Source organism: Oleiphilus sp. HI0117 (assembly GCF_001635235.1).
Genome location: NZ_LWGA01001396.1, coordinates 1 through 6,363 on the forward strand (window position 1 = coordinate 1; position 6,363 = coordinate 6,363).

At 46.5% G+C, this 6,363-nt stretch carries 5 protein-coding genes; 4 read left to right on the top strand and 1 reads right to left on the bottom strand.

Annotated features, from left to right (window positions below; genetic code table 11):
• On the top strand, positions 1–1,101 hold a 1,101-nt coding region (locus A3757_RS23695; RefSeq protein ID WP_068740396.1), incomplete at its 5' end, for a sensor domain-containing diguanylate cyclase.
• 20 nt (positions 1,102–1,121) lie between these two features.
• Here the strand turns inward: A3757_RS23695 and A3757_RS23700 are convergent.
• Entirely contained in the window at positions 1,122–2,156 is a 1,035-nt protein-coding gene (locus A3757_RS23700) for an AraC family transcriptional regulator (protein ID WP_068516490.1), read from the bottom strand.
• A 194-nt stretch (positions 2,157–2,350) separates the two neighbouring features.
• Here A3757_RS23700 and A3757_RS23705 point away from each other — a divergent pair, with 194 nt between their 5' ends.
• The 3 genes from A3757_RS23705 to A3757_RS23715 form a co-directional block, all read left to right on the top strand.
• Positions 2,351–3,970: an FAD-binding oxidoreductase gene (locus A3757_RS23705; RefSeq protein ID WP_068516487.1), complete on the top strand. Its 1,620-nt coding sequence runs from the start codon at positions 2,351–2,353 to the stop codon at positions 3,968–3,970.
• A 98-nt stretch (positions 3,971–4,068) separates the two neighbouring features.
• Entirely contained in the window at positions 4,069–5,751 is a 1,683-nt protein-coding gene (locus A3757_RS23710) for a glycerol-3-phosphate dehydrogenase/oxidase (RefSeq protein WP_197470275.1), read from the top strand.
• A partial coding sequence (locus A3757_RS23715) for an FGGY family carbohydrate kinase (RefSeq protein WP_255374999.1) occupies positions 5,751–6,363 on the top strand: 613 nt, incomplete at its 3' end. The genes A3757_RS23710 and A3757_RS23715, both read left to right, overlap by 1 nt.

Consider the following 6,363-nt stretch of genomic DNA (forward strand, 5'->3'; position numbering starts at 1 on the left):
CTCGTTGCGACCGCGAGGCGTAACGAAATAATCGCTCGTAACCTCTTCGATATAGAAGTTGCGATTATGAACATTACTCGTTGTTCGGACTTCTTTATGGCGCTGGTGTCGCTGGTGCAGGAAAAGTTCGAAATCGAGCATGTGTGGACGGTTTTGACGGAAACGCCTTCTAACGCTCATCTGATTGATACTTTGCGCGAAGCTGAGCGTAAAGCTGATAAAGAAGCGCCTGTCATTCTGCGCACAGTGAGTATGGTGGATTTTCTAGGAGCGACTCAGAGTGTCCGAGAGCCAATTTTGGTTAGTCGTGACATCAAGCGCTATCACTCGCTCATGCCTATTGAAGTGAAACGCAATGCCGAGCCTCACGGTGTTCGTTCGCTGGCTGTATTGCCTATTGTGATTGATAGCAAGGTTGTAGGGGCTTTGATGCTGGGTTCAAACTCCGCCGAGCGCTATAGCCCGAGCAAAGATAGCTTCTTTCTGAAGCAGTTGTCTGTAAAAGTCTCTTTCTCGCTAGCGGGTGTATGGGCAAGAGAAAGGATTAGCTTTTTGGCAACGCGAGATCCGCTTACTTTATTACGTAATCGTAGAGAGTTAGAGGAAACGCTTGATCAAGAGTTAAGTCGTCATGCGCGCCAGAAAGAAGATTTGGCGGTCATGTTTATCGATTGTGATGATTTCAAGATAGTCAACGATACCTGCGGTCATGACTGTGGTGATAGTTATCTCAAGCATGTTGCACATCATCTGAATGAGTTAACACGAAAGAGTGATTTGGCATTCCGCTTTGCTGGTGATGAGTTTGTCGTGTTGCTGCCTCATCAGCGCCAAGAAGGCGCTGATATTATTGCAGGGCGTATTCGCGAGCATCTCTTGAATACGCCTCTCAGAGTCGAGGATAAGGTAATTCCTGTTGTGATTAGTTATGGCGTGATTTCGACAGAATCAATGGATCGAGTCGACTCTAAAATGATGCTTAAAATAGCCGATGAGCGGCTTTATGAAATGAAGCGTCAGAAACCTTCCAAACGAGTAAGTGTTCCTGAAACCCAGGATAATGTCGTGGTTGCCAAGGCTGGCCTGGTGAGTACCGACTAATACTCGCCAAGCTGTCGGTTTTATAGGCTTTTCAATTGCGAACTTTCTGTTCGGTACTGCCCTGGTGTCATACCGGTCCAACTTTTAAAGCTGCGATGAAATGAGCGCCCGTCAGAAAAGCCCAGGTTATAAGCAATATCTTGAATTCCTATTTCGGAGCTTTTCAGAAGTTCGGTCGCTAAGTCTAGTCTGACTTCATTTAACAGCGTTTGATAAGAACTGTCTTCAGCGACGAGTTTTCTCTGCAGTGTTCGTTCGGTCATGTTTAGTTCATTCGCAATGAGTTCTTTTCTTGCGCTGCCTAGATTCAATTGGTGTCGAATGAGTGCTTTGACTTTATCAGCAAAGTTCTCACTAGCCAGGCTAAGGTGAGTCATTTGCTCACTAGCATGAGATTCAAGAGTTTTGAGTAGCAGGTTATCGGGTTGGCGAAGTGAAATAGACAGTAGGTCTTTATTTAGCACAATACCGTTGTGCTGAGCCTCAAACTCAACGGGTGCATTGAAGAAGCGGGTATATTCTTCTTGGAGCTTTGCAGAAGGAGCGGGGCGCCCGATTAGTATCTTTTCAGCAGAGGCATTTTGGTTTGCTAACCAGCGTGCAAAGTTTGTCCACGAAGCCAACACGTTATCGATCATATGAGGCCTGACAATCGGGTCGTCGTAAATACAGTGCCAGCACTGCAAGATGCTGTTCCCTAAATCTTTAAAGCTGGTTGTTCCCATATCCCCGACAAGTCTTTCATAGGGCTGTATTTTATCCATGGCTTCACCGATGGTGGCGCAACTCATAGTGATATAGCCAAGCACACTATAGGAGCCTGGCTGAACAAATTGGCTGGTATGAAGCCCGAGCAAGGGGTCATTAGCGCGTTCGATAAGATGTTTAATAAGAGATTGGAACTGGGTTCCAATAATACGCCCATTTGCACTGGCCAGAACATTCGGGTCGATCCCTGAGTCGAGAATGACTTGATGAGTATCGATTTGTTTGCTCTGAGCATATTGTAAATATTGCTGTACGGCAGGAATGGAAGCAAAGCCCAGGTGTTTCATAATTTACTCTTCTCGCAGGAAGTTTGAGAGCACAAAAAGTGTCACTGACTGAATTTGATGATCATAATGTCTGAAATTGTCAGTGAAATTATAGTTTATTCCGTTATTATTTCGAGCTATGTCTTTCTAGAGTGTTGTCCGCTGTTAAGATGCTGGGCACTTTAAACTAAATTTGAATATATATAGGTGAACGCATGCGTCGTTGGAATGGTTGGGGAGATGAAGCAAACAAAATGGATTTGCCACCTACGGGTGAGCAATTTCTTAGTGATCTAGTGGGTGCTTCCAGCCCTTTAGCGGATGCACAGCTGAGTGAAGTTTTGGCTCAAGTTCCAGAAAGTCGTTTACCTGAGCATATATTGATTGATAAAGACCCGGAACAGCGTCTTCGTCATTCTCGCGGTCAAAGTCTGCCTGACTGGCTTGCCATGAGAAGTGGCCGCTTTGAATTCTTCCCCGACGGCGTTGCTTTTCCAGAAACTAAAGATCAGGTCGCTGAGTTGGTCGAGTTTTGTTATGAACATGACATTATCCTGATTCCCTATGGTGGTGGAACCAGCGTCGCGGGGCATATTAACCCTTTTGAATCTGATGAACCGATACTAACTTTATCGCTAGGTCGAATGACTCGCTTGATAGATTTGGATGAGGAGAGTCAGATTGCTACCTTTGGTGCCGGTACACCTGGGCCTTTAGTTGAATCTCAGCTTCGTTCTAGAGGCTATACCTTGGGGCACTTTCCCCAGAGCTTTGAGCTGTCGACCATTGGTGGTTGGGTAGCGAGCCGTTCTAGTGGACAGCAGTCTCTGCGTTATGGACGCATCGAACAAATGTTTGCTGGTGGTAGTGTCGAAACACCTAAGGGGCGTATGGATATTCAAACCATTCCTGCCTCGGCAGGCGGCCCGGATGTAAGAGAGATCTTTATGGGCTCGGAAGGGAGGATGGGCGTAATCTCTGAAGTTAAGGTACGAGTGACACCTTTAGCAGAGCAAGAAGACTTTTACGTTATTTTCTTCCCTTCGTGGACGCAAGCAAAGGAAGCAGCTCGTTATATGGTTCAGAGTAAGGTTCAACTATCGATGCTGCGCTTAAGTAATGCCGTTGAAACCACGACCCAACTTGCTTTGGCTGGTCACCCTGGCCAGATATCAATGCTTGAAAAGTATCTGAGCTTTAAAGGTGCTGCTGAAGGCAAGTGCATGATGACCTTGGGTATAACGGGGCTGCCTGAGCAGTGCCGCCCTGCCCACAAACTAATGAAGAGCATGATTCGTCGTTATCATGGCGTGTACACCGGTAACTTTTTGGGTAAGAAGTGGGCTGATAAACGCTTTAAGATGCCTTACCTACGCGAAGCTCTTTGGGAAAAGGGCTATGTGGTTGATACCCTTGAAACGGCAACCGACTGGGATAATGTAGATAATCTACTTAATAAAATTGAAGACAATTTACGCAATAGTCTTAGCGCTGAAAATGAAAAGGTCCATGTCTTTACCCATCTTTCACACTTCTACGGCCAGGGTTGCAGTATTTATACGACTTATGTGTATCGAGCCGGTGAGAGCTGCGAGCAAGCTTTAGAGCGTTGGAAGCATATGAAATCTTCTACCTCCGAGATTATCGTCAACAATCGCGGTGCAATCAGTCATCAGCACGGAGTTGGTAAAGATCATGCTCCTTTCCTTCCAAAAGAGAAGGGCGAGTTAGGAATGCACCTCATTAAAACTGCTTTTGCAGCCATGGATGAGAAGGGCTTATTGAACCCGGGAACCCTGATAGAAGATGACAGAGTAAAAAGCCTGTTCGACTAGCTTTTTTGCAAGCTCGGCTCAATTTACGGTCCAAAAAAATTATAACTTTTCAAACTCTCGGCGTGACAGCTGCGATATGACGACGACGGAGGTAAGCCGTGTCACAAGATAAACAATATGCATCCTCTATTGCTTATTGGGCGCCAGGTGGCCGAGCGTTAGCCTTAGATGTGCTGCGCTCTGGAAAGGCTTGGGACTTGGTGATTGTTGGTGGCGGGATTACCGGTGCCGGAATCTATCGCGAGGCTGTCGCGCAGGGTTTGAAAACCCTCTTGATAGAGCAAAAAGACTTTGCCTGGGGGACTTCATCACGTTCATCAAAAATGGTTCATGGCGGACTGCGGTATCTGGGAAGTGGACAATTTTCCTTAGCTAATGACTCGGTCAAAGAGCGTCAGAACTTGATGGATGAGTTGCCCGGTTTAGTTGAGCCTTTGCCATTTATTATGGGGCATTACAAAGGTGTTTTTCCCGGGCCTTGGGTGTTTAACAAACTTTTGGCTATTTACGACTACATGGCAGGGAAGCGCTATCGGCAGTTTTTCAAACGAGGCATATTAGACTTTTTAGTCCCGGGCTTGCTTACCAAAAAGTTAAAAGGCGTCACTCAATTTGCTGACGCTTCTACCGATGATGCTCGTTTGGTTTTACGTGTATTGGAAGAGGGCAATCGCGACGGCGGTGTTGCGATCAATTATCTGCGAGCAGAGCAAGTAAGCAAGGACGAAAATGACAGAGTCACGGGCGTCTTGCTGAAAGACCAACTGAGTGCTGAACAGTTTGAGTTGCAGGCAAATGTTGTCATCAATGCTGCCGGGGTATGGACAGATGAACTTCGACAACAGCTCGGTGAAAACAAAGTAATAAGGCCTCTGCGTGGCAGCCATTTAGTTTTGCCTCAGTGGCGCTTGCCAGTGGCGTATTCTGTGAGTTTTTTTCACCCGAAAGATAAGCGGCCAGTGTTTGCTTTCCCCTGGGAAGGTGTGACGGTTGTCGGGACAACGGACCTTGATCACAAGCAAAGTAGTCGAGACGAGTCCAGCATAAGCGCTGGCGAAGTAGCGTATCTGTTAGCTGCTGTGAATCAGCAATTCCCAAATAGTTTGATTTCTGAAAGCGATGTTATAGCGACGTACTCGGGTGTTCGCCCTGTTGTCAGTAAACATTCTAGCAAGCAAGAAGCTGACTTGAGTAAACCGGCAAAGCCTTCTGATGAAAAGCGTGAACATGTTGTCTGGGATAATCGAGGCATGGTGAGCGTTGCAGGAGGTAAGCTGACGACTTATCGTTTAATCGCCTTGGATGTGCTTCAAACGGCGGCGAGATATTTAAATCGGAAACCTGAAGACTTTAAGTCGAGTACACACTTTCCTGAGACTGACCATGTAATGGCTTCAGCTCATATCAATGCACCTCAGATTCGTAGGCTAAAAGGACGCTATGGCTTTGGCGCAGAACGTATCGTTGAGCTGGTAGATAGGAAACCTGAGTTAGCAGACAAAGTCTTGACTAGTGATACCATATTCGCTGAGCTTGTTTATGCCTGTGAAACTCAACTAGTCGTGCATTTAGACGATCTAATGCTGCGCCGCACTCGTTTAGGACTTGTTCTTCCTAAAGGTGGTGAGGCCGTGCTTACTCGCGTCAAGGCTCATTGTTTGGAAGCTTTAGGCTGGGATGAGCCTCGTTGGGATCAGGAGGCGAGCAGGTATCAGCGTATTATTAGTGCTCATTATTCTCTTCCTGTCGAAGAAGCCAAAAAAGAAGAGCGGGTGGTGTGATGAGCGAGCAGTATATCTTCACCATTGATAACGGTACTCAAAGTGTTCGGGCCATAATATTTGATACCCAAGGTAATTTGATCGCTAAGGGCAAACAAGAGCTCGAGCCTTACTTCTCTAGCCAGCCGGGCTGGGCTGAACAAGATCCAGAGTATTACTGGTCTTCATTAAAAAAAGCTTGCGATAAACTATGGGCTGCAGCTGATATTGATCGTTCCAGGATTATTGCAGCAACGGTCACCACGCAGCGCGGTACGGTCGTTAATGTTGATGAGCAGGGAAGGCCTGTGAGGCCAGCCATTGTCTGGCTAGACCAGCGTAGGGCAGAGGTAAAAGGGGATGTGCCCGGTTTTTGGAAGTGGTTGTTTAAAATCGCCGGGGTTGAAGATGTTGTACATCGATTTCGAGAGAAATCGCAGGCATTATGGATTTCCCAGAGCCAGCCTGAAATATGGCGCAAGACACATAAGTTTCTGCTGTTATCAGGCTATTTGAGCTTTAAGCTAACGGGAGAATTTAAAGACTCTGTTGGTGCCCAGGTTGGTTACATTCCCTTTGATTATAAGAAGTTAAAGTGGGCTGCTGAATCAGACTGGCGTTTTAAGATTTTGC